This is a genomic window from Xanthomonas pisi DSM 18956 (genome assembly GCF_001010415.1).
Lineage (GTDB): Bacteria > Pseudomonadota > Gammaproteobacteria > Xanthomonadales > Xanthomonadaceae > Xanthomonas > Xanthomonas pisi.
In genome coordinates this window covers 1-23704 of record NZ_JPLE01000095.1, presented here as the reverse complement: position 1 = coordinate 23704, position 23704 = coordinate 1, and the positions used below count along the sequence as shown (strand labels likewise).

Sequence of the window (23704 nt, the reverse complement as noted above, 5' to 3'; positions counted from 1 at the left end):
GGGTAACAACCAGACAGCCCGAGGTCGCCGTGCACTGCGCCTCTGTAGGTAAAACGGGCCAGCGCGGGAAATGGGGTTAACCGAAGCAAGATTTTTTTCGTGATGGGCACGCAGTTGGGTTTGACGGTGGTTGGTGCTGCGTCGTGGCTGCCGTCTGTGGGTGTCTCGTCCGCTCACCGCAGTCGCTGTCCAGCCAACAGCGGCTGCTGCTTGTGCCGATGGCCGCGCGGTGCGCAGGCCTTCTGCGAGGCGGTATCCCTGCCTGGCGGATGTTGGCTTGCCGCACCGGAGAGGACGCTGCGCACCAGCTGGACAGAAGAGCGGCTAACAAGGCGACTGCGCTCATCGCAAGGCGAACGCGACCGGTGCGGCATGCCACGCCTCCGCTGCGGCGCTGAGCGCGCCATCCCCAACCTGAGGACTGCCCGCGATCGATTGCCCGCCGCCTGTTGCCAGCCGCGCCAAGCCACGCGCGGTTGTGCATGGATCCGCACCGGTTGCGCACGGCAATGCGGTTTATCCGCGGCCAGCGCTGTCGCATGATGGGAGGCTGCGGCGCGGTGCGCGGCATCTGTTTCCGTCATGGAGTTCGCCTGGATGATTCAACGTCGTCATTTCCTCAAGAGCGCCACGCTGGGCGCCATCGCTTCCGGCCTGGCCGGGTGGAGCGCGCGTGCGCAGGCCGCAGCGAAATCCACCGCAGCGGTGCGCCCTGCGGTCTTGCCGGCGGGCGCGCCACGGGTGATCTCGACCTGGGATTTCGGCGTGGCCGCCAATCAGGCCGCGTGGAAAATCCTGAGTGCCGGCGGCATTGCGCTGGATGCAGTGGAAGCGGGCGTGCGCGTGCCTGAAGCGGACCCGACCAATCCCACCGTCGGCCTGGGCGGCTATCCCGACCGCGACGGTCGGGTGACGCTGGATGCCTGCATCATGGATCACCTGGGCAATTGCGGCGCGGTGGCATCGCTGGAAGATGTGGTGCACGCCATCTCGGTGGCGCGCGCGGTGATGGAAAAGACCCCGCACGTGATGCTGGTCGGCGACGGTGCGCGGCAGTTCGCGTTGGAACAGGGCTTTCCGAAGACCAAGTTGCTGACGCCCAGCTCGGAAGCGGCGTGGAAGCAGTGGTTGAAGACATCCAAGTATTCGCCGGAAGCCAATGTGGAAAACCGCGCGTGGCGCGATGCCAAACTGCCCGGCGGCAAGGACAATCACGACACCATCGGCATGTTGGCGCTGGATGCGCACGGCAACCTGTCCGGTGCCTGCACCACCAGCGGCATGGCGTGGAAGATGCATGGCCGGGTTGGCGACAGCCCGATCATTGGTGCCGGCCTGTACGTGGATAACGAGGTAGGCGGCGCGACCTCCACCGGCGTGGGCGAAGAGGTGATCCGCAATGTCGGCAGTTTTGCAGTGGTGGAGATGATGCGCCAGGGCAAGTCGCCGGCCGACGCCTGCCGCGAGGTGGTGATGCGGTTGATCCACCGCAAGCCGGAGTTGACGCGTACGTTGCAGGTCGGGTTTCTGGCGATGAACAAACGTGGCGAGGTGGGCGCGTTTGCGATCCAGAAAGGCTTCAGTTACGCGGTGTGCGATGCAACGCGGCAGGACCTGCTGGTGCCCGGCGAAAGCCACTACACCACCGAGCCGGCTGCGTGAGCGCGCCGGGTCTGGAAGTCGCCGCCGACTCGGTGGGCTCGGCCCTGGCCGCACAGGATGGCGGTGCGATGCGGGTGGAACTGTGCGGCGGGCTGGATGGCGGCGGGTTGACGCCGTCGTACGGCACGCTGGCGGTGGTGCGTGAGCGTTTGCAGATTCCGTTGTATGTGTTGATCCGCCCGCGCGTGGGCGACTTCGTGTTCGATGCCGCCGAAGTGGAGGCGATGCGCCGCGATGTGGAGCAGTGCGTACGACTGGGCTGCGATGGCGTGGTGCTGGGTGCGCTGGATCGCCATGGCCAGGTCGATATGGACACCATGCGGGTGTTGATCGATGCGGCCGGATCGCTGGGCGTGACCTTCCATCGTGCGATCGACGTCAGTGCAGAGCCTGCGCGCGCGCTGGAGGATGCGATCGCACTGGGCTGCGAACGCGTGCTGACCTCCGGGGCACGCGCCAGTGCCATCGAGGGCGTGGACGTCATCGCCGCGCTGGTGCAGCAGGCCGCCGGCCGCATCGGCATCATGCCGGGCGCCGGTGTGTCCGAGCACAATGTCGCCGATCTGCGCGCCAGGACCGGTGCCTGCGAATTCCATGCATCCGCGCGCGGCCCGGTATCTGCGCAGGTGCCTGCGCCGCATACCTACATCAGCGACCTGGGCGGCGATTACCAGCGCACCGACGTGCAGCGGGTGCGCAGGATTGTGCAGGTGCTGGGTACTCCGGCTGCTGCCGATGGCTGAATGTGCCGAGCCGCTGTGTTTGCGCCTGGTGCAGCGCGGCCCGCATCCGCCCGTCGGGCACCTTCTCCCGCAAGCGGGAGAAGGGCGGTCGCACGATGGCGGCGAGGTCGCTGGACCGCACTGCCTTTGAGACGCTGAGACGCTGGGCGTGGTGATGCTGTGGCCGTGTTGGCGCGAGACGCGTGATCAACCCGGCAGCAGCGCTTGGCGCGACGGTCAGTTGCCGCCCTGGCCCGCAAGCAGTGTTGTATCGAGCACCACGTGCTTGATGCGTTGGCGCTTCCAGGTGTAGCTGATATGCACCAGGCCGTCGCGGGTCTGGATCACCGCCGGATACGAGAATTCGTCCCTGGCGCTGTCTTCCAGGGTCAGCACGCGCTGCCAGTGCACGCCATCGCCGGACACCGCCACCGCCAGCGTGCCGCGCCCCTCCCACCAATCCTTGCCGGCGAGGGCGGGGTTGTAGACCAGCAGGGCGCGGCCGTCGCGCAGCATCACCGCGTCGGTGCCGGAGTTGGGGTTTTCCACGTCCAGCAATCGCATGGGTTGCCAATGCAGGCCGCCATCGTGCGAAAAGGTGCTGAAAAGCCTGTTCTGCTGGCTGCGGCCAAGGGCCTGCAGGCGGCCATCGCCGTGCAACAGCAGGCTGGGCTGGATCGCACCGATCACGCCGGGGGCGTTGAGCGGCAGGCCGCGCTGCCAGTGCTCCCCGTCGTCGTCGCTCCATTCCAGGTGCGCGCGCCAACCGCGGTCTTCGCTGCTGCTGGGGGCCAGGATGCGTCCACTGGGCAGTTGCAGCGGTTTGTTCTTGATCGGTCCAAGGATGCCGTCGGGCAGCTGCTGCGGCGCAGACCAATGCGCTCCTTCGTCGGCCGAGGTCACGCGCAGCCCCCACCACTGCCGTGGGTTGGGGCCGAGCTTGTAATACAGCTGCACCGGGCCGGTGGCCGATTGAAACAGCACGGGATTCCAGGCCGGTACGGTCGCTCCCTGCTTGCCGGCGTGCGTGCCATCGGCAATACGGCGCGGTGGCTGCCAGTGCTGCGCGTCGCGCCGGGTCAGCCAGATGCCGACGTCGGCCGCACCTTCGTGTGCGCCTCCAAACCAGGCCGCCAAGAGATGGCCGTCGCGGGTTTCCAGCAAGGTGGATGCGTGCGCCTGCGGAGTGGGTGGCGGGTCGGCGATGAACTCGCTGAGCACGATCGGCGAAGGCGGTAATGCGGGCGGCTGTGCCCCGGCGGCAACGGCGGCAAGGCTGGCGACAAGGCCGATCAGCAGGCGTGGCGAGTGCGTCATGGTCCAGTCCTGTGCGGATTTTAAAGATACCTATTTATCATCAATCAAATACCATGTGCGTCGGTCGTCCGGGCGGCCGTGGTCCTCGACCATTGTGAGCAGTTGCGGTGTCATCACACCCGCCCGCCGTTGCGCTGGCTGGCCGCCGCCGGCCTGACCGCGCCGACCCTGCCTTCAGGCCATTGCGCAGAACGTTGCCGAGCTAACTGCGACGCACATTGCGAAGCCCCATTGCGAGGATTCAGTCGTAGGTCTGTACGCCGTTATCGGAAGGGCATGGTGTGCTGTGCCCTGCGGCCGGTCTGTCTACCGCGATGCGGTCGACAGGCGCCGAACTCGGCTTTCAAAGGCGCGTAACGCCGTGCGTCCGTCCACTCAGGAGCGCAGCATGGCTTTCCCAACCGCAGTCAACGATCAGATCACCGATGCCGTCACGCAGTCCAACGTCAAGGTCATCGGGCAAGCGCCTGCCATGGCAATGGCCACGATCTACCAGAGCATGGCCCACGCGACCGGCATCCTGTTTCAGAACGCAGTGGCGGCGCAGCAGCAGCGCAACACGCTGGCGCAGTCTGCGACCAACCAGGGCGTGATGCAGATCTACAGTGTGGATACCACGACGGCAGCCGATGCCACCGAGCAGGTTGCCCAGACAGGCACGGCCGATCACCTGACCAGCCTGCTGACAGTGCTCAACGCGTTCAAGTAACGCTGCAGATCCGGCGTTGGCATGCGCATCACGCGCATGCCAACGGTGCACGCGTTTGGGCGTGCTTAGGCGGCGTTCTCGTCGCGGACCTGCGGCGGCAACAGCGTCTGCGGCTTCTTGGCCGACTGGGTCTGGCACAGGAAGGTCATGGTGTGCGCCGCTTCGGCGCTGTCCATGGGCTTGCTGTGAAGCTGCTGGGCAAATGCGTGCTGGGTGTGCTCCGGGACAGCGGAGGTGGACTCTTCGGCAACAACGGTGGACGACGACATGCAACGCTCCTGGAACCTGCAATCAGGCCGTCTACGTAGCAACCAAAGCGCCCTCGTAACGGTGTCAGCCGGTGATCTTGCCTGGAATATGGTCCGCCCGATACCAGGGCGGCAGCAGGCGGTACAGGTGCACCGGAGTTCCAGATAGCGGCGCGCAGGGCGCGGTCTGAAGGGCGGGGAGCCAGGGCGGCTGACGCGGAGTTGGCCCGCGGCGGGTTTGACGGTGGCGCAGGGCTGGGCACGCACTGTGTCCGCGTCATAACGCTGCTGGCCGGACCGTGGATTTGCGCGGGGATGTGCCCGGCGCAGGCTGGCTGCATGCGGCCATGCAGTGCGGGCAGCTTGAGCCGTACCCTCACCCCAACCCCTCTCGCGTTGGGAGAGGGGGGGATCCCTTCTCCCATCGGGAGAAGGTGCCCGCAAGGGCGGATGAGGGTACGGCGTCGCTTTGATCTGCTTGGAGGCACGCGCATGGCACGGCGGGGCAGTGCCTGCGTGCGCTGTTGGCTTTCCAGGCAAACACGGGATTTCACGCGTGCGGCGCGCTGCGCTCTGGTGCCGGCCGATCGCCTCGTACCCTCAACTCCAACCCCTCTCGCCAGGGGAGAGGGGCGCGAGCATTGCAGTCGCCTACCACCGTCAGGACCTGCGTGACGGTGCCGCGATCACTTCTCCGGCTTGAGCCACACCTGCTGTTTCAGGCCGCGCACGCCGGGTTTGGCGGTGCTGTCCAGGTCGAACACCACCACGCTGTTATCGCCCTTGCGCTGGAACGGCGCGGGGAAATACAGCGCAGTCTGGGGGCCGATGGACCAGTGCCGGCCGAGATTCACGCCGTTGGCCCAGGCGATGCCCTTGCCGAAGGCGCGCATGTCCAGATAGGTGTCGGTGGGGGTGCCGATGCGCAGGCTGCCACGGTGGAAGGCGGGGCCCTGCACGGGCTTGCGGGTCCAGCCGCGGATGCTGTCGGGCGAGCGCATCGGCAGCGGGAAGGCTTGCCAACCGGTGAGCTGCTGGTTGTCCAGCAACACCGGGTCGACCAGGCCGGCGCGGCCATCGGCCATGCGTAGGCCGTAGTTGATGCGTCCGCTGTTTTCGACAAGCACATCCAGGGTGTGCTGGCCGGCGGGAATGTCCACGTCGGTGGACACCTGCTGCAGCCTGCGTTCAACGCTGCCGACCGGTTTCTGGTCCAGGTAGACCCGTGCCACATCGCGCACTTCGCCCAGATACAGCGGGCCCTTGCGCGGGCCGGTGATGGTGGTGCGGTAGAGGATGTAGCCGTAGTCCTGGCCGAACTGTTCCATCGGCTGTGGGGTGTCGATGGCGATCGGTGCGGGCAGGTTGTCCCACAGCGAGGCGGATTCGCGTAACCGGGTTTGCGGCAGTGCGGCCATGGCGATCGGTGCCGGCAGCGCGGGCGGTTGCACGCCGGTGACGCGGGCGATGGCATCGCGCATCAGCGCGAACTTGGGCGTGGGCTGGCCGGCTTCGTCGAGGATGGCGTCGTAGTCGTAGCTGGTGGTCTGCGGCGCGTAATGGTCGCTGGGATTGCCCTGGAAATTGGCGCCATTCATGAAGCCGAAACTGGTGCCGCCGATGAACATGTAGAGGTTGGCCGAGTGCCCCTGGCGCAGGATCCACTCCAGCTCTTCGGTCTGTTGCCTGGCATCGGTGCTGGCGTGCGGCTTGCCCCAATGATCGAACCAGCCAGCCCAGTATTCGCCGACCATGCGCGGTTGTTCGGGGCGGAACTTGATCAGTTTGTCGAACGCGCTCCTGGCTTCGCCTGGCGCAAAATTCACCACTGCCAGGGTGTCGGGCAGGGTGCCGTTGGCGAGCATGTCGGCACCGTCGGAGGTGAACAGCAGCGCCTTGTCGAAGCCGGCCTTGACGAACATGGCGCGGTTGTCGGCCATGTAGGCATGGTCGTCGTCGTAGGAGCCGTATTCGTTCTCCACCTGCACGGCAATGATCGGGCCGCCGTTGTGGTTGAGCAGCGGTTGCACCTGTCTTGCCACCGCATCCAGGTAGGCCTGGCTGGCGCCGAGAAAGCGCGGGTCGCGGCTGCGCACGCGGATGTTGTCCTTGCCGAACAACCACGCCGGATAACCGCCGGCCTCCCATTCGGCGCAGGCGTAGGGGCCGGGGCGCAGGATGACGTTGAGGCCTTGTGCGGCGGCTTCGCGCACGAAGGCGGCCACATCGTTGTTGCCGGCGAAGTCGAACTGGCCTTGCTGCGGTTCGACCAGGTTCCAGAACACGTAGGTCTCCACGGTGTTCAGGCCGAGGGCGCGCGCCTTTTGCAGGCGATCCTTCCAGTACGCGCGTGGAATGCGCTGGAAATGGATGGCGCCGGAGAGGATCTGATACGGCTTGCCGTCGCGCACGAACTGCGTGCCCTGCGTGCCGACGCTGGGCCAGGTGTGGGCGTCCTGGGCGATCGCGGTGACGGGAAGCGCAAAGGCCAGGGCCAGGACGAGAGGGGTGAGGGTGGTGCGCAACATGGGCGATTCTCGGCGGTGACGAGTGACTGGTGACGAGGGTGGTGGATTGTTTTTTGTGAGGCCGCTTGCGTGTCGGCCCTCATCCGCCCTTCGGGCACCTTCTCCCGCTTGCGGGAGAAGGGAAGGGCAAGCCTCCCGCTTGCGGGAGAAGGACAGGGCGGCCTCCCATTGCGGTGAGCGCGATGCCGGTGAAGTGCGCTATGCGAACGACGGCGGCAGATCCTCCTTGTTGGCGCCGAAGGCCAGGTTGGGCCTTGCGCCCATACTGAATTCCAGTGTGCCGCCCGCGGCCAGGTCGGCGTGGCGCAGCCAGGCGCGGTTGATGGGTTTGCCGTTCCATTTCAGCGATTGCACATAGACGTTCTGCGCGCTGGTGTTGTCGGCGAGAATGCGCAGCGTGCGGCCGTTGCCGACGTCGAGTTCTGCACGCTTGAACAACGGGCTGCCAAGGATGTAGTTGCCGCTGACCGGGTCCACCGCATACAGCCCGAGCGCACTGAGCACGAACCAGGCGCTCATCTGCCCGCAGTCTTCGTTGCCGGACAGGCCATTACGTGCGTCGTGGTACTGCTCGCGCAGCAAGCGGCGCACCATCGCCTGGGTCTTGTACGGTTGGCCCGCGTAGGCAAACAGATACGCCACGTGGTGACTGGGCTCGTTGCCGTGCGCGTACTGGCCGACCAGGCCATCGATATCCGGCGGCGCATCGGCCGGCAATTCGGAGCTGGTGGAAAACAGTTCGTCCAGCTTGGCGACGAAACCGTCGCGGCCGCCGTACAACTCCATGTAACCGTACAGATCGTGCTGGTTGAGGAAGGTGGCCTGCCAGGCGTTGGATTCGGTGAAGTCGCGCCATTTGGCGATGTGGCCCATGCCGCGCGGGTCGAACGGTTTGGCCCAGCTGCCGTCTTCCAGGCGCGCCTGCACGAAGCCGCTGTCGCGGTTGAATACATTACGGTAGTTGCGCGAGCGTGCGCGCAGCGCGCGTGCATCGTCGGTTGCGCCGGCAGCCTGCGCCAGGTGCGCGCAGGCCCAGTCGTCATAGGCGTATTCGAGGGTGCGGCTGACCGCTTCGTCCACCTTGTCGGCGGGGATGTAGCCAAGCTTGCGGTAGTACGCCAGGCCGTGCGTGGTGTCGTCCATCGCGCGTTTGCGGTAGGCCGGCCAGGCGGCGGTGTAGTCGATGCCGGCAAAGCCCTTGGCATGCGCTTCGGCCAGCACCACGGCCGAGTGGTAGCCGATCATGCAGCCGGTTTCCACGCCTTGCAGCGGCCAGATACCCACGCCATCCGGGCATTCGTTGGCGCCGCGTACCAGGCACTGCACCAGGTCGGGAACGCGCTCGGGTTGCACCAGCGTGAGCAGCGGATGCGCGGCGCGGTAGGTGTCCCACAACGAGTAGGTGCTGTAGTTGTGGTAGCCCTTGGGTGCGGTATGGATCTGCAGGTCCATGCCGCGGTAACGGTTGTCCACGTCGCTGAACAGCGTCGGCGCCAGCAGGCTGTGATACAGGCCGGTGTAGAAGATGCGTCGTTGCGCGTCGTCGTCGCTGTCGATGCGCACACGTGCCAGTTCCTTCTCCCACGCGGCCACCGCTTGCGCATGCACGCGGGAAAAGTCGAAGTCCGGCAGCTCCGCATCCAGGTTGGCCAGCGCATTGTCGGCGCTGACCGCAGAGATGCCGACCTTGATCAGCAGTGGCGCATCGGAGGCATCGGGGAAGTGCAGTGCGGCCTTGAGATGCACGCCATCGGCGCTGAGCGTGCCGGCGGCCAGCGGCTGGTCTTCGTTGTAGAGCTGCACCTGCTTGAACGGCCGCGACAGCCGCATGGCGAAATAGATATAGCGGCCCTGCGCCCATTGGTAGACGCGCCGGCCACCGGTGAGGGTCTGGGCATCGACCACGCGCAACTGGGCGTCGCTGACGCGGGTGGGAATGCCCGGTTTGTCCTGCATGCCGTGGCAGAGATCCAGCAGGACGTGCGCCGGTTTGCCCTTGGGGAAGTGATAGCGATGCAGGCCTGCGCGTGCGGTGGCGGTGAGTTCGGCATGTACGCCGCTGTCCTTGAGCCGCACGCGGTAATAGCCGGGCGAGGCGGCTTCATCGCTGTGGTCGTAGCGCGAGCGGTAACCGGCATCCGGGTCATCCAGTGGACCGGGCACCAGCTTGACCTTGCCGGTGGCGGGCACCAGCAGGAAATCCAGCATGTCGCCGATGCCGGTGCCGGACAGGTGCGTGTGCGAAAAGCCCATGATCGAGCCGTCGGACTCGTGATAGCCGGAGCACGAGTCCCACACCGCGTTGTAGGTGTCCGGGCTGAGCTGCACCATGCCGAACGGCAAGGTCGCGCCGGGGAAGGTGTGGCCGTGGCCACCGGTGCCGATGAAGACGTCCACGTGACGGGTGAGGTCGGCGCGCACGCGCGCATCGGCCGGCAGTGCGTAGATGCCGGCGCGTGCGCGGGCGAGGCCGGTTGCTAGAGCGCCGCTACCGAAGAGGGCGGCTGCGATGGCGCCTTGGAGGAAGCCGCGTCGTGTTGGCATGGGTGTGGTCTCTGATGTCACGAGGTGGGTGCGCCGTACCCTCATCCGCCCTTCGGGCACCTTCTCCCGAAGGGAGAAGGGAAGCGTCGAACGCTGTGCCCTTCCGGTGGGGAGTCAGGCGCTGCGCAGCAACTGGGGTTTGCGTTGGTGCAGGTCGATGATCAGTTCGCCGAACAAGGTGTTGGACCAGGCGAACCAGTCGCGGGTGAACGTGCTCGGTGTGTCCTTGTCGAAGGCTTCGTGCATGAAGCCGGTGCCGGCGTGGGTGGTCTTGAGCCACTGCAGGCATTGGCGCAGCTGCGCGTCGTCGTCGCTGACCAGCGCGTATTGCACGATCGACATCGGCCAGATCGTGCCCATGCCGCTATGCGGGCTGCCGACGCCCTCGGCCGCAGTGCCGCGCGAGAAGTACGGGTTGCGTTCGCTCCAGGCCAGCTGGCGCGTGCGCAGGAACACCGGGTCGCGCCGGTCGCAGCAACCCAGGTAGGCCAGGCTGAGCAGGCCGGGGGCGTTGGCGTCGTCGATGAACAGCTGGTTGCCGAAACCGTCCACTTCGAAGGCCCAGTACGCCTGCCCGTCGCTGTCGCGCAGTTGGCCGAACTGGTGTGTTGCGGTTTCCACTTCATCGGCCAGGGCGGTGCACTCGGCGGCAAAGGCGGCGTCGCGATGCAGTGCGGTGCTCATCGTTGCCAACTGGCGTAGCGAGGTCACCGCAAACAGGTTGGCCGGCACGAACAGCGGAAACACGCAGGCGTCGTCGGAGGGACGGAACATCGAGTGGATCATGCCGTTGGGTTTGGTCGGCTGGCCGTAGCCTTCCAGTACCAGGGTTTCGGTGGCCAACGGCGAGGGGCGCTGGAACACGTACGGGCCGCGGTTGTCCTTGCGCTGCTGCTCGCGGAAGGTCTTGACCACCACGTGCATCGCCGCGCGCCAGTCGTCGTCGAACGGTGCGGCATCGCCGGTGGCGCGCCAGTATTCGTGCGCGATGCGGATCGGGTAGCACAGCGAATCCACTTCCCACTTACGCTCGCCCACACCCGGCTTCATCTCGGTGATGTCGTTGAGCGACCACTTCAGGCGCTGGGTCTGGCCGTCGGGCAGGAAGGCGTTGGCGTACGGGTCGAGCCGGATGCACGCCGCCTGGCGCTGGATCAAGCCATGGAACATGCGTCGCAACGCGGGATCGCGCCTGGCCAGCGGCACGTACGGATGCACCTGCGCAGACGAATCGCGCAGCCACATCGCATGGATGTCGCCGGTGATGACGAAGGTGTCCGGCTTGCCGTTGCGGGTGCCGGTCTCCACCGTGGTGTCCAGCGTGTTCGGGTAGCAGTTCTCGAACAGCCAGGCCAGCTCGGGATCGGCGATGCGCGCCTTGATCTGCATGATCTGCTGCTCGACCGCCTTGCTGACGAAGCGGCGCTGCGCCTTGGGCGGGCGCTTGCTGACGAAGGCGCCAGCGGCGGCGGGGGGACCGGCAGCGGGCGCGGCCGCGAAGGCGGGCAGGGCGCTGGCCAGCAGGCCGGCACCGGCGCTGGTGCCGAGCAGCTGAAGGATGTCGCGGCGGGTATGCATGACCTCAAGACTCCATGGGTTCAACCGGCGATCCGCACGATGGTCCTCGCTGCGCTGGCGGCTGCGAGACGGCAGCCTGGGCGATGAGACCTATGCATGACCAATTCCCGATGACCATACAACGTGTGCGACGAAACTGCATAGTGCGCTCGCACAATTCGGGGGGCGGGCGCTGCCGGATGCCTGCCGGCGGAGATGGCGCGGCGCGGCTGGAGAAGCGGGCACTGCCGTCAGCGTGGTGCCGGCCACGCCGACGGCCGCGGCCGGCGCATCACCCAGCCGCATGCCCGCGCCAGTGCGCCGGGCCTGCGCAGTGGCCGTCGTCGTGGTCGTGCCCGAACAAGGCGTCGAGCAGGCGCTGCGACGGGCTCCACTCGCCGATCGCCGGATGGATCAGCATGGCCTTGCAGGCATCGCGATGGCTGCCGCTGAGCGCCGCCTCGATCGCGGCGTGTTCGTAGGCCTTGAACGCGCGCACCAGGCCATGCACCGCGTCCGGCAGGGGCGCGGCAGGAATCGGCACGATGCGGTCGCGGTCGATGTCTGCGGCGATTTCCACCACATCGTCGTCGGCCAGCTCGGCCATCGCGCCGCGGTTGCGCACGTTCACCACATGCCGGCCCGGGCGCGCGCCGGTCAGCGCGCTCATCACGTCCACAGCGATGCGGTGATAGCCGGTGCTGGCGCGGAACGGGTCAGGTTGCGGCGCCATGTCCGGTGCGAAGGCCGAGCCGGCTTCGGCCTCCAGCTTCATGTACGAGCCGGAGCGCTGCGCCAGGTAGGCGGCGTAGGTCTGCACCGCGCCGGCGGTGTCGCCGGCCTGCAGGCGGCTGCCCAGGTCGCCGATCAGGCTGCGGTTGAGCCGCTCGATCTCGCCACCGCGGCTGGCGCCGCTGGCGCGCTGGTTGTCCAGGGCGCGGCGGCGCTCGTAGAAGAAATACAGGTACTCGGTGGGGATCAGCCGCAAGGCGCGCAGCATCTGGACATCGAACAGCGGCGCCAGGTAGAGCTGACGCAGGATGGCGTCGTCGCCGAGGATGCGATCCATGATGTCCTGCCCGCGCAGGCGCACCGCACGGATCCAGCCCAGGTGGTTGAGGCCGACGTAATCGCATTCCACGTCGGACGCCGGCTCGCCGAGCGCACGGGCGATGTTGTGGAACAGCTCCACCGGGGTGTCGCAGATGCCGACCACCCGCGCGCGGGTATGTGCGGTGATGGCCTGGGTGACCAGCCCGGCCGGGTTGGTGAAGCTGACCAGCCACGCGTCCGGGCTCAGCCGCTCGATCATGCGCGCCTGCTCGATCGCCACCGGCACCGTGCGCAACGCCTTGGCCACGCCGCCGGGGCCGGTGGTCTCCTGGCCGGAATAGCCGTGGCCGATGATGGTCTGCTCGTCGGCCGCGCGCTGGGCGATGCCGCCGATGCGGATGCTGTTGAGGACGAAGTGTGCGCCTTCGATGGCCGCCTCCAGCGAGGGCGCCGCATGCACCTGCAGGCTGCCGCCGGCCTCGGCCACGATGGCGCGGCCCATCGCCACCATCAATGCCAGGCGCTCCTGGTCGGGGTCGTACAGCACGATCTCGCGTGCGCCCAGCGCTTCGGCCGCTTCGTTGACGCCGTACACCACCAACGGCGTGCGCACGCCGCCGCCGCCGATCAGGGTCAGCTTGCGATTGTCGACAGAACTGCTCATGGAACGTCCTCAGTGGGGGAGAAAAGGGGAGGGAGGGAAGCCAGACCGTCCAGCGCGCCCAGCGCGCTGCAGCACGCCGCACCGCACCGGCAGCCCTGCCGGGCGGCAGCGTCCAGCGACAGCCCGTGCAGGCGCGCGGCGATGAAGCCGGCATCGAAGGCATCGCCGGCGCCGGTGCTGTCGCGCAGTTGCACCCGGGGCGCGGGAATCGAACGGCCGCCGGCGGCATCGACGACCATCGCGCCGGCAGCACCGTGTTTGATCACCACTTCGCGCAGGCCTTGCGCCTGTGCCCAGGCCACGCAGGCGTCGACGCTGTCGCCGCACCCCATCAGCGCGGCTTCCTTCTGGTTGGGCAGGAACCAGGTCACCGCGCGACAGGTGGCGCGGTTGTCCGGGTCGGCGAGCCATTGCGGGCTGAAGCCGACATCCAGCGACGTGCTGCAGCCGGCGCGCGCCAGCTGCGGCAGCAAGCTGCGCGCGACCGTGGCCGGCAGCGGCAGTGCGAAGTGCACATGCGTGGCCGCACACAGTGCAGCGATGGTGTCGTCGCGCAGCAGCAACCCAGCCAGGTCGGCATTGGCGCCGGCATAGGTAAAGAACGAACGGTCGTCCTGCAGCGAGACGCTGGTGGTCACGCCGGTACCGCCGGGCGAGTCGACCAGCCCGTCGGCCGAAACGCCGAAGTCGCCCAGGCGGTGTGCGAACAGCGCACGGTCCTGCGCACCGATCGCTCCGATCACGCGCACGTTGCAGCCCAGCTGCGCCAGCGCGCAGGCGGTGATGAGCGTGCCGCCGCCGAGTTCGCGCCGGTAGTGCTGCGCGAACGCTTCCTCGCCAGGCGCCGGCCAGCGTGCGAAGCCGCTGAAGATGTGGTCCAGGTAGACCTCGCCGACCACCGCGATCTGCACAACGCTCATTGCGGCTGGAACGGCCATGCGCGCTCCCTCCGTGCCTGCAGCAGATACACCGCGCTACCCACGCACAGCGCCAGCACCGCGGCGAGCACGCGTCGCCCCGGGCTGGTCGCCAGCAGGTAGACCCAGCCGAACACGCTGATCAGCAGCGGCCACGGATACAGCGGCATCGCAAATGCACGCCTGCGGCGCTTGCGACGCAGCAGCACCACCGCCAGGCATTGCGCCAGAAACTGGAACAGGATCTGGATGATCATCAAGGTGGCGATCAGATCGTCCAGCGACAGCAAACAGGCCAGCGTGGAGGTCGCGCCGACGAACAGCAGCGACACGGTGGGGAAACCGCCGCGCGGATGCAGCCGCGCGAACACGCCGAAGAACTGCCCGGCCGCAGCGGCGGCGTACGGCACCCGCGAGTAGCCCAGCAGCACCACCAGCGCCGAGCCCCACGCGGCCAGCGCGATCAGCGCCACCGCCACCGTGGCGCCGGCCGGGCCGTAGATGGCCTGCATGAAGTCGGCCATCACCGCCTTGGAGTGCGCGGCCTGCTGCCATGGCAGCACCCCGAGCAGGGTGATGTTGAGACCCAGGTACAGCAGCGCCACGATCGGGATCGAGAGCAGTACCGCGCGCGGAATCGTGCGCCGCGGCTTGCGGATTTCCCCGCCCAGCATGCACACGTTGTTGTAGCCGCCGTAGTCGTAGACCGCGATCAGCGCCACCGCGCCAAAGCCCAGCCAGAACCCATGCGGCGAGGCGGGGCGTGCATGCAGGAATGCGTCGGCGATGCGGACATCGAAATGCAGCACGCCGCTGCCGATGATCCACAGGCAGGCGCCCAGGACCACCGCGCTGACCAGCAACGACAGCAGCTGCACCGAGCGCACCTTGCGGTACAGCAGCAACGTGTTGAACGCGCACAGCGCCATCGCGATCGCAGTGAGCCGGCTCTGGCTCAGCCCAGGCATCAGGAACGCCAGGTATTGCGCACAGCCCACCGCTGCCGAACCCACCGACAGTGGCGCGGTCAACAGCGTCTGCCACAGGTAGAGAAAACCGAACAGCCGCCCCCAGCGTTCGCGCCCGTAGGCCTCGCGCAGGTAGTGATACGGTCCGCCGGAGCGCGGAATCGCCGCACCCAGTTCGGCCCACACCAATCCATCGCATATGCACAGCAGCGCGCCGGCGACCCAGCCCAGCAACACCGCCGGCCCGGCCAGCGCCGACAACGCCAACGGGATGGTGATGAACGGGCCGATGCCGATCATGTTGAGCAGATTGGCCGACAGCGCGCTCCAGACCCCGAGCGTGCGCGGCGGCGCGGCGACGAGCGTGGTCGCTGGCGGTGCGATGGGGGCGCTCAACATGCGCAGCGCCCTGCGTGCGCGAGCGATGGGTCGCTGCTGCGTTTGAGCGCCGCGGTCAGCCCGTCGGCGCAGTGGATGGCGGCGGGCTGCAGTTGATGCAGATCCAGCACCAGCACCGCGTTGCGGCCGGGCCGCAACCAGGCGCCCGGGCAATACAGGCAGTGCTGCGGGCCGATCTCCCAGTACCGCCCGAGCAGCCGGCCGTTGATCCATAGATAGCCCTTGCGCCACTGGCGCATGTCCACGTAGATGTCGCCGACCGTGTCCAGGGCGATCTCGGTTGCGAAGAACAGGCCAGGCCGGGTGGGGCGACCTTGCAACGGCCGCAGCGTGGGCGGCGCATCGCCGTCCAGCGCCATGCCCCGCACCTGCCAGTCGCGCAGTTCCCTGCCATCGAGCCGCACCGGACCAAGCAGGCCTTTCGCATCGCCCAGGGCCGGGCCGAAGTTGATATGGCCGAAGCTGTCGACCAAGACGTCCAATGTGCGTTCATCGGAAGTGGCCTTGGGTAACGCCAGCTGCGGATCGCTGTTGAGGCGTGCGTGCCGCATGCGCGAGACATGGCCGATCTCGCGGCCGTCGAGTTGCACGCTCGCGTAGTCGTGCACCGGCCCCAGGTGCAGATGCGTACCGGCAGTGATGCGGCGCCGGTACACCACCAGCCCCAGGTTCTGCCGGAGCAGGGTCTGGTTGTCGGTCGGGCGTGCGACCTGTAGCGGCCCGGTGCCCAGGTTGTCCCACAGCGCGGCGATCGGCTGCGCCATGACCGGCGCAAAACGCGCGCGCGGTGGCGGCGCCGGTAGCGCCGGCAGCGCGCTGCCGGTATGCGTTGCGATGATGTTTCGCAGCCTCAGATACGCAGGCGTGGCACGTCCGCCTTCGTCGATCGGGGCGCTGTAGTCGTAGCTGGTCAGCGCGGGCTGGAATTGCGAACCATCGTCTTCGGCATTGGCACCGGCGCTCAAACCGAAATTGCTGCCGCCGTGCACCACGTAGAGATTGAACGAGTCACCGGCGGCCATCAGCTGCTGCAGCATCGGTGCGTAGTCGCGCTGTGCGAAGGCGTCTTCGCCCCAATGCGTCAACCAGCCCGGATAGCCTTCGGCCACCCACACCGGCGCATTGCCTGCGATCTGTCTTGCTTGCTGCAGTTCAGCGAGATCGGCGCCATCCAGTCCCAGTGCAGCACCGGGAAGATAGGCCTTGCGTCGGCGCAGATCCTTCATGCCTTCGGCCAACGAGAACGGGCCATCGATGCCGTGCGCGCGCCACAGCGCGGCCAGGGCCTGCAGGTAGCCCGCATCGGCGCCGTGCATGTTGTATTCGTTTTCGATCTGCAGCATCAGCACCGGGCCGCCGGCACTGGCCATCAGCGGTGCGATCCGCGGTGCCACCGCAGCGATATAGCGCTGCACCGCCGCCATGTAGCGCGTGTCGGTCCGGTCGCGCAGGCGCATGCCTGGCTCGCGCAGCAGGTACGGTGGCAGCCCGCCCAGCGTCCATTCCGCGCAGACATAGGGACCAGGGCGCAGGTACACCCACATGCCTTCCTGCTGGCACAGCCGGATGAAGGCGACGAAGTCGCGCTCGCCGGTGTCCAGATCGAACTGCCCCGGTTCGCGTTCCAGCGCGTTCCACATCAGATACAACGCGATGGTATTCAGGCCCATCGCCTTGGCCATGCGGATGCGGTGCAGCCAATCGGCGCGCGCGATGCGCAGCGGATGCATTTCGCCGCTACGCAGCTGCCAGGGCTGCCCGTCCAGGGTGAAGCGCCCCTGCGCGAATCCGAACGTATGCGCCTGCCCATCCGGTTGTGGTGCATGCAGCGACGGCGTTGGCGGTACCGCTGCCGCCAGCCCGAACGGGGCGAGCAGGCCAAACGTGCACAAGGTCCTGCGCTTCATGGTGTCTCCAGCCAGGGGAAGGACGCAGCCGCGTTGCAGCGCGCCGGTGGGGCGCGGCGCCGCATGCCGGTGCGCTAGAACGCGTACTTGACCGTCAGCAAGGCGGTACTGCCGGCATCGACGATGTCGGAGATCGCCAGGTTCCGGCGGCCCACATGCGCCCAGTAGCTGTATTCCTTGGTCAGGTTGGAGATCGACAGGTCCATGCTCACGCCGTTGTCGAAGCGGTAGCCGGTGTGCAGATCCACGCGCCGGGTCGGGCGTGCCCACAGGTCGTTCCACGGCGCGCCTTCGTGCAGGAAGTCGTAGCCCAGCAGGTAGGAACTGCTGAAGTGGTAACTCAGGTTCAACGAGAACCCGCTGTGTTCGTAGAACAACTCCAGGTTGGCCATCGCCGACGGGGCCGACTGCATGTGCTCGTTGTCGAAGCCGTCCAGGCCGAGATCGGCGCGCGCATGCTGGCGGGTGGCGTTGGCGCTGATGCCCAGGCCATCGAACGGAGCGGGCAGGTCCTGGAACTTCTGCCGCGCGGCCAGCTCCACGCCGTAGATCGTGCCGTCGCCGCCATTGGTGGGCATGTGGTACAGCACCGTGCCGCTGCCGGTGGTGCTGCCGTTGGCCTGGGCCGAACCGGCATCGTAGATGTAGTTGCGCAACTGCTTGTAGAAGCCCGCCAGCGAGAAGAAGCCGCCGCGCTCGGTGGACCATTCGCCGGATAGATCCAGGTTGGTCGATTCGATCGGCTTCAGGTCGGGATTGCCTTGGGTGATGGTGGTGACGCCGTTGGAGATGCCGATCTGGCTGCCACCGCCCAGCTGCACGAATGCCGGGCGGGTGTAGCTGGTCCACAGCGAGGCGCGGTAGGCGGTGCGCAGATCCGGCCGCCAGGTCAGGAACACGCTGGGCAGCGGCTCGTTGTAGGTGGTGCTGTTATGGGCGAAGTTGCCGGCGACCTGGTTGCCGTCCGCATCCACCGGGGTCACCCAGAACGTGTTGTCGATGGCGGTGTGCTCCAGGCGCACGCCCGGCACGATATCCAGATTGCCGATGGTGAAGGTGGCGCTGGCATAGGCCGCGCTCACCGCCTCGGTGCCGCGCATGGTGTTGCAGTTGAAGTTGTTGACGTAGAACGCGCTGCCGCAGGTGTCCAGATCGTCGTCGCTGAGGTGTTGCGCAATCACGCCGGCCACTGCCGCTTCGCTCACGCGCGGCGTGTTCCAGTCGTATTTGCCGGGAAAGATCGAGGCGTAGGTGCCGGTGAAGATACCCAGATCGCCGAGCGTGGTGGTGCCATCCACCCCGCCGGTATACCAGTCGCGGTTGCTGAAGCTGCGACGGCTCCTGCTGTACTTCACCCCGAACTGCAGCGAGCGCAGCGCGCCATCGGCAAAGTCGTAGCGGGTATCGAAACGCGCGCCGCCTTTCTTCTGGCCGGAATAGATCTTGGTCAGTTCGCCATAGCTGCTGGCATACAACGCCGGGATGTTGTTGACCTGCGCCTGCAGTGCAGGGGTGAGTTGCGGATACGGGAACGCACCGCCGCCGTAGCGCGCCAGGGTATTGCCGGAATAGGGGTAGTTGTCCTGGGTGAACTTGTCCTGCCTCCCGTCGATTTCGACATGGTCGGGGCGGTCGTTGTCGCCGAAGCTGTAGAACACGTTGGGCATGAAGGTCCAGCCGCCCACGGTCTTTTTCGCACCGATCTGGAAGGTGGCCAGGTCGGCGATTTCCGGATTGGTTTCGTACCAGAACCGCGCCGCGATGCGGCCGATGTTCGGTGTGAAAACGCCGGCTGTGCCGGTCGGCACATAGCTCACATCCTGCGGCAGCAGCTGCACGAAGGTGGTGCCTTGATCGGTCTTGGCATAGGCGTAGGTCATGCGCGCATACAGCGACAGGCTGTCGTCCACATGCCAGTCGAACGAGGCATTGCCGCCGTAGCGACGCTCCCAGCCGGCCGCGATGCCGACGTTCATGCCGGTGCTGGTGAGGTTGTGTTGCGGATCGAAACCGGCTGCGTTGCGGCCGTCGGCATCGGTGTTCAGATATTCCCAAGAGCCATCGTTGAGCGCGCTGGTGGCCGCGGCCACCTCGCTGTTGGTGGTGGTGCGGTAGTCGTAATACGCGCTGGCATACACACCGAATTGCTGCGCGTCGCCGAACTTGTGCTGGAATTCACCACCGAAGCCGCCGCCCAGGCCATCGCCGCCGTAGTCGCGCGCACGGCTTTCCACCCGCCCGCTGCCGGTGACGCTGCCGCTGGTGATGTCCTTGAAGTCGTAGGCGGTGGGCGTGCGGAAATCCAGCGTGCCGCCGATCGCATCGCCGTCCATGTCGGCGGTGGAGGTCTTGTTGGCGACGATGGTCTGCAGGCCGGTGGGCGGCAACAGGCTCAGTTGCACGCTGCGGCTGTACGGCATGCCTTGCGCCACGGTGACGCCGTCGATCATGTTGACGTTGTATTCGGACGGCAGCCCGCGCACCGAGGCGAACATGCCTTCGCCGCGCGCGGCGCCATCGATGCCGCCGAAGTACCCCGAGCCGGTGCTGGTGATGTTGATGCCGGCGATCAGGCCTAGCGCTTCGGCCACGTTGTGCACGGCGGTGCGCTGCAGGTCGTTGGCCGACAGCACATCGACGGTGTTGGCCGCATTGATCTTGAGATCGCTGGCGTCGTAACGGTTGCGCACCACGCTGACCGCCTTGAGTTGCTTGACCTCGTCCAGTGCGAGATCCACCGCGGCAGTACCGCTGCCATCGACCTGGATGCGGGTGTCTGCCGCGCTGAAGCCCGGGTAGTCCAGCGCCAGTGCGTACTGCCCGGCCGGCACGTCGTGGATGACGAAGTGCCCGCGCGCATCGGCCACCGCGCTGTATGCGGTACCTGCGATGCGCACCCTTGCGTTGGCGGCCGGCTTGCCGCTACTGCGCTCCTTCAGGGTTCCCTCCACCGTGCCGGCCACGGCGCAGGCCGCCGAGGTCATGCCGGTTACGGCCAGGATCGCCACGATCAATTGCTTGCGGGTCAAACGCTCATGCTTGTGCACATGCCACCTCGCCAGATGCTGGGCCGCGTTGCCAGGGGGCAACGGCCTTGCGATGCCTTGCGTCAGGGCAGACGGTCTGCACGGCGGTGCGCGCGCACGGCATTGCACGCCACGCGCGATGCGTGTGCCAACGGCCGAACGGAAAGGGCGCCGGAGCGTCTGCCAGCTAGAACAGCGTTGCAGGCGTCAGCGGCGTGGCGGCGAGTAGCCGGCGATGCACTTGGAACGCGAGCGCATGGCGCTCAGTTTGTAGTGCTTGGTCATGCGCGCTGCACCCGCATGGCAGCGATCACGGCAACACGGGTGCGCTGGTCGATACGACGTTGCTGCATACAACCCTCTCCCAGTGCGCGTGCGGTGTGGAATGGTGTTGCCGTCCAGGTGTGTCGTGCGTGTTGCCGATTGCCCAGGGCATCGGCTGCCGACCGCAGCCAGTGATAGACCTCATGCCTGGGTCTGTCAAGCAGGTGTGAAGTGTGTGCGGACATCATCGTCCTGCTTGCCGATTGCGCACCAATTCGGCCGCAAACCGCCACGATGTCGCTCTCATGCGATGCACCGCAACACGCGTGCATGAAGTCGGCGACGACGGCCGTGCAGGCCGCCGCCGGTTGCGTATCAGGCGCGTCGATTATTTCGGCAACGGCGAGCGTCCTGAAATCGACAACGCCGCCGCTTCACCGGCGGCGCCGGTCCCGGGCTGACCACCGCCGACGAACACGCGGTAATCGCCGGCTTCCACCGCGCGCTGCCCGCTGCGGTCCACGTCGCTCAGCGCGCGGGCGTCCAGCGTAAAGCTGAGTTCGCGTTGTTCGCCGGGCTTGAGGTGCACGCGTTGAAAACCGACCAGACTGCGCAGCGGCGATTGCGGGCGGTCCGGGTACTGCAGATACACCTGCGCCACTTCATCGCCGGCGCGGCTGCCGGTGTTGCGCACCGTGGTGGTCACCTGCAGCGTGTTGCCGGCGTGCAGCGTGGTGGTGGACAGGCGCGGTGCGTCGTAGGCGAAGCTGGTGTAGCTCAGCCCATAGCCGAACGGAAACAGCGGTTCGCCCTTGAAGTAGCGATAGGTACGGCCCTTCATGTCGTAGCTGACGTACGGCGGCAGGTCCTTGGTGGAGCGGTAGAACGTGACCGGCAGACGCCCGCCGGGGTTGTCCTCGCCGGCCAGTGCGCGCGCGATCGCGGTGCCGCCGGACTGGCCCGGATACCACGCCGCCACGATGGCGTCGGCGTTGGCCTTGGCCCAGTTCAACGCCACTGCGCTGCCGCTCATCAACACCACCACCAGCGGCTTGCCCGAGGCCTTGGCGCGCTCCAGCAAGGCTTGCTGCGGGGCGGGCAGGGCGATGTCGTTGCGGTCGCCGCCATCGAAGCCGGGCACGTCGATGCGCAGTTCCTCGCCCTCCACATCCGGCGAAAGGCCGACGAAGGCCACCACCGCATCGGACTGCGCCACTGCCTGTTCGGCTTCGGCCAGTTGTGCGGCGGCCGGTGCCAGCCATTCCAGGCGCAGGCCCTGGTCCTGGCCGCGATGTTCCATTTCCAGGCGGATCCTGCGCGGGTGGGTGTCGTCGAAATGCAGCACGGTTTCCACGCTGCGGCCATCGGCGTTGTGCATGCCGGCCGGCACGTGCTTGTCTTCGGCGTTGCCTGCCACGACCAGCTTGTCGTCGATATACAGCCGCACCGGGTCGTGCCCGGTGCAGTCGAAGCAGCGCGCTACGCGCACGGCCAATGTGTAATCGCCCGCGCCCGGCGGCAGTAGTTCGCCGCTCCAGCGCACTGCGTAGCGATCGGCCGGCACGCCCTTGGCCGGGCTGACCTGATCCCAGTTGAAGCTGACGGTGCGGTCCTGGCGTACCACCGCCGGGCGGCCGGTCATGTCGACATTGTCGAAATATTCGCCACGCAATCCCGGCTTGCCGTCGCTGCGCAGGGCGGTTTCCGGAATCATGCCCGGCACGCCGGCCGCCAGCGGCGCGCCTTGCGCGTAGCGCACCTGCTGCGCACCGAAGTGCTGGCGCAGGCCGAGCAGCGGGGTGATCGGTGCGGAGGAGGTGCCCTGATAATTGGCTTCCAGTGCGGCCAGCGCGTCGGCATTGGGGCCGATCACCGCCAGCTTCATGCCGGCCTTCAACGGCAAGGTAGTGGCGTTGTTCTTCAGCAGCACGATGGATTCGGCAGCGGCCTGCAAGGCCAGTGCGCGGTTGGCGTCGTTGTCGATGTCCTTGGCGCCCAGGCGCGCATACGGGTCCTTGCGCGGTGCTGCGAGTTCGCCCAGCCGATAGCGCGCGGCAAACAGGCGCACCAGCGATTGGTCGAGCAAGGCTTCGTCCACTTCGCCGCGTTCGATCGCCGTGCCGAGGTCGCGATAGGCATGCCCGCAATTGAGATCGTGGCCGGCCTTGAGCGCTGCAGCCGACGAGCCTGCATTGTCCGGGCGGAAGTAGTGGAACTGGGTCATGTCGTCCACCGCATCGCAGTCGGACACCACGAAGCCCTTGAAGCCCCAATCGCCACGCACGCGGCCATTGAGCAACCAGTCGGCCGCGCAGGCCGGTGTGCCATGCAGGGAGTTGTACGCGCACATCACCGACCAGGCCTGTCCCTCGACCAGTGCCGCGCGGAAGGCGGGCGTGTAGGTCGCCTCCACATCGCGTGGCGACACATCCACATCGAAACCATGCCGACCCGGTTCCGGGCCGCTGTGCACGGCGATGTGCTTGGGCGTGGCGATCGTGCGCGGATGGTTCAGATCCTCGCCCTGCAGGCCGCGGATGAAGCCCACGGCCATTTGCCCGGTGAGAAACGGATCTTCGCCGTAGGTTTCCATGCCGCGGCCCCAACGCGGGTCGCGGAAGATGTTGATGTTCGGCGACCAGATGGTCAGCCCGGCGTAGCGTTTGTGGTCCTTGCCGGGTCCGCCGGCCAGATTGAACTTGGCGCGCGCCTCGGTGGAGACCACCGTGCCCACCTGCTGCATCAAGGCAGTGTTCCAACTGGCGGCCAGGCCGATTGCCTGCGGAAACACCGTGGCATAGCCGTTGCGCGCGATGCCGTGCAGGCCTTCGCTCCACCATTCGTAGGCGGGGATGCCCAGGCGCGGAATCGCCGGCGCATCGTTCATGGCCTGCGCCACTTTTTCGTCGCGGCTCATCTGCGCCACCAGCGCGGTGGCGCGTTGTTCGGGCGATCCGCTTCGTTCGGCGGGGGCAGCAAGGGCGAGGCACGGCAGCGTCAGGCTAAGGCCCACTGCCATGGCAAGGCGCGATACAAACACGGACGACATGGATTCACTCCTGGGCAGCGGCCAAGGCCGCTGGACATTGTTCTGGTAGTGCCGCAGTAGCTGCGGCGAGGTGGAGGGTGTGGCGCGGCGGGGGGATGCGTGCCATGGGCGATGGCGGGGGGTGGGCCCGCGGGGGGGCCCCCTCCCCCCCCGCGGGGGGCCCTCTCCCC

The 23704-nt window shown here is 67.1% G+C and carries 13 protein-coding genes and 1 pseudogene; 3 read left to right on the top strand and 11 right to left on the bottom strand.

Annotated features, from left to right (window positions below):
- Positions 1-597 precede the first annotated feature (597 nt).
- Positions 598-1662 carry a glycosylasparaginase gene (locus tag Y887_RS16740; RefSeq protein WP_046965426.1) on the top strand — a complete coding sequence of 355 codons (1065 nt, stop codon included), beginning with the start codon at positions 598-600 and terminating at the stop codon, positions 1660-1662.
- A complete protein-coding gene (locus Y887_RS16735; RefSeq protein WP_046965424.1) occupies positions 1659-2405 on the top strand; it encodes a copper homeostasis protein CutC in 747 nt (248 codons plus the stop codon). Before Y887_RS16740 ends, Y887_RS16735 begins: the two co-directional genes overlap by 4 nt.
- Before the next feature lie 243 nt (positions 2406-2648).
- Here Y887_RS16735 and Y887_RS16730 read toward each other — a convergent pair.
- Positions 2649-3701 (bottom strand): annotated as a pseudogene (locus tag Y887_RS16730) (sialidase family protein); the annotation flags it as partial.
- Between the two features lie 388 nt (positions 3702-4089).
- Here Y887_RS16730 and Y887_RS16725 point away from each other — a divergent pair.
- Complete coding sequence (locus Y887_RS16725; protein WP_046965422.1) at positions 4090-4410, top strand: RebB family R body protein; 321 nt, start codon at positions 4090-4092, stop codon at positions 4408-4410.
- Positions 4411-4475: 65 nt separating this feature from the next.
- Here Y887_RS16725 and Y887_RS16720 read toward each other — a convergent pair whose 3' ends face one another.
- The 10 genes from Y887_RS16720 to Y887_RS16675 form a co-directional block, all read right to left on the bottom strand.
- Positions 4476-4679, bottom strand: coding sequence for a hypothetical protein (locus Y887_RS16720; RefSeq protein WP_046965421.1), 204 nt, complete (start codon positions 4677-4679; stop codon positions 4476-4478).
- Between the two features lie 665 nt (positions 4680-5344).
- On the bottom strand, positions 5345-7186 hold the full coding sequence (locus Y887_RS16715) for a glycoside hydrolase family 35 protein (protein WP_046965420.1): 1842 nt from the start codon (positions 7184-7186) through the stop codon (positions 5345-5347).
- A 198-nt stretch (positions 7187-7384) separates the two neighbouring features.
- A complete protein-coding gene (locus Y887_RS16710) occupies positions 7385-9730 on the bottom strand; it encodes a GH92 family glycosyl hydrolase (RefSeq protein ID WP_046965419.1) in 2346 nt (781 codons plus the stop codon).
- Positions 9731-9844: 114 nt separating this feature from the next.
- Positions 9845-11308 carry a glycoside hydrolase family 125 protein gene (locus Y887_RS16705; protein WP_046965418.1) on the bottom strand — a complete coding sequence of 488 codons (1464 nt, stop codon included), beginning with the start codon at positions 11306-11308 and terminating at the stop codon, positions 9845-9847.
- A gap of 271 nt (positions 11309-11579) precedes the next feature.
- Entirely contained in the window at positions 11580-13004 is a 1425-nt protein-coding gene (locus Y887_RS16700) for a 6-phospho-beta-glucosidase (protein ID WP_046965417.1), read from the bottom strand.
- Positions 13001-13942, bottom strand: coding sequence for a carbohydrate kinase family protein (locus tag Y887_RS16695; RefSeq protein ID WP_245879440.1), 942 nt, complete (start codon positions 13940-13942; stop codon positions 13001-13003). The genes Y887_RS16700 and Y887_RS16695 overlap by 4 nt, the downstream gene beginning before the upstream one ends.
- Positions 13921-15288, bottom strand: a complete 1368-nt coding sequence (locus Y887_RS16690; RefSeq protein WP_046965415.1) for an APC family permease — start codon at positions 15286-15288, stop codon at positions 13921-13923. The genes Y887_RS16695 and Y887_RS16690 overlap by 22 nt, the downstream gene beginning before the upstream one ends.
- Positions 15282-17195 (bottom strand): beta-galactosidase, encoded by a 1914-nt coding sequence (locus tag Y887_RS16685; protein WP_046965414.1) that lies wholly within the window; start codon positions 17193-17195, stop codon positions 15282-15284. The genes Y887_RS16690 and Y887_RS16685 overlap by 7 nt, the downstream gene beginning before the upstream one ends.
- Positions 17196-17269: 74 nt before the next feature.
- Positions 17270-20179, bottom strand: a complete 2910-nt coding sequence (locus Y887_RS16680; protein WP_245879441.1) for a TonB-dependent receptor — start codon at positions 20177-20179, stop codon at positions 17270-17272.
- Between the two features lie 694 nt (positions 20180-20873).
- Positions 20874-23534 carry a glycoside hydrolase family 3 protein gene (locus Y887_RS16675; protein ID WP_046965413.1) on the bottom strand — a complete coding sequence of 887 codons (2661 nt, stop codon included), beginning with the start codon at positions 23532-23534 and terminating at the stop codon, positions 20874-20876.
- Between the last annotated feature and the right edge of the window lie 170 nt (positions 23535-23704).

What these genes read in the sequence shown, in the direction of transcription:
- Y887_RS16740 (WP_046965426.1), top strand. Translation starts at nt 598, where the DNA reads ATGATTCAACGTCGTCATTTCCTCAAGAGCGCCACGCTGGGCGCCATC.
- Y887_RS16725 (WP_046965422.1), top strand. Translation starts at nt 4,090, where the DNA reads ATGGCTTTCCCAACCGCAGTCAACGATCAGATCACCGATGCCGTCACG.
- Y887_RS16720 (WP_046965421.1), bottom strand. Translation starts at nt 4,679, where the DNA reads ATGTCGTCGTCCACCGTTGTTGCCGAAGAGTCCACCTCCGCTGTCCCG.
- Y887_RS16715 (WP_046965420.1), bottom strand. Translation starts at nt 7,186, where the DNA reads ATGTTGCGCACCACCCTCACCCCTCTCGTCCTGGCCCTGGCCTTTGCG.
- Y887_RS16710 (WP_046965419.1), bottom strand. Translation starts at nt 9,730, where the DNA reads ATGCCAACACGACGCGGCTTCCTCCAAGGCGCCATCGCAGCCGCCCTC.
- Y887_RS16705 (WP_046965418.1), bottom strand. Translation starts at nt 11,308, where the DNA reads ATGCATACCCGCCGCGACATCCTTCAGCTGCTCGGCACCAGCGCCGGT.
- Y887_RS16700 (WP_046965417.1), bottom strand. Translation starts at nt 13,004, where the DNA reads ATGAGCAGTTCTGTCGACAATCGCAAGCTGACCCTGATCGGCGGCGGC.
- Y887_RS16695 (WP_245879440.1), bottom strand. Translation starts at nt 13,942, where the DNA reads ATGGCCGTTCCAGCCGCAATGAGCGTTGTGCAGATCGCGGTGGTCGGC.
- Y887_RS16690 (WP_046965415.1), bottom strand. Translation starts at nt 15,288, where the DNA reads ATGTTGAGCGCCCCCATCGCACCGCCAGCGACCACGCTCGTCGCCGCG.
- Y887_RS16685 (WP_046965414.1), bottom strand. Translation starts at nt 17,195, where the DNA reads ATGAAGCGCAGGACCTTGTGCACGTTTGGCCTGCTCGCCCCGTTCGGG.
- Y887_RS16680 (WP_245879441.1), bottom strand. Translation starts at nt 20,179, where the DNA reads ATGACCTCGGCGGCCTGCGCCGTGGCCGGCACGGTGGAGGGAACCCTG.
- Y887_RS16675 (WP_046965413.1), bottom strand. Translation starts at nt 23,534, where the DNA reads ATGTCGTCCGTGTTTGTATCGCGCCTTGCCATGGCAGTGGGCCTTAGC.